Source organism: Bradyrhizobium sp. Kon10 (assembly GCF_055807395.1).
Genome location: NZ_JBVVOZ010000266.1, coordinates 1 through 260 on the forward strand (window position 1 = coordinate 1; position 260 = coordinate 260).

1 pseudogene is annotated in these 260 nt (G+C 59.2%); it reads right to left on the bottom strand.

The annotated features are described in order from the left end of the window. Window positions 1-260 (bottom strand): annotated as a pseudogene (locus AC0L2O_RS36970) (NAD(P)/FAD-dependent oxidoreductase); the annotation flags it as partial.

Sequence of the window (260 nt, forward strand, 5' to 3'; positions counted from 1 at the left end):
CCACATGCGGTTGGCGGTCTTGAGCTTCAGATCCTCGGTGAGGAACGGGAATGAATGGAGGTAGCCCGTGCACAGGATGATGGCGTCGACATCCCTGGTGCTGCCGTCCTTGAAATGCGCGGTCTTGCCGACGACCTTCTGCAGCAGCGGCACTTCCTGCCAGTTGTCAGGCCATTTGAAGCCCATCGGCTTCGAGCGGTAGCTGGAGGTGATCGATTTGGCGCCGTATTTGTAGCATTGCGAGCCGATATCCTCGGCCG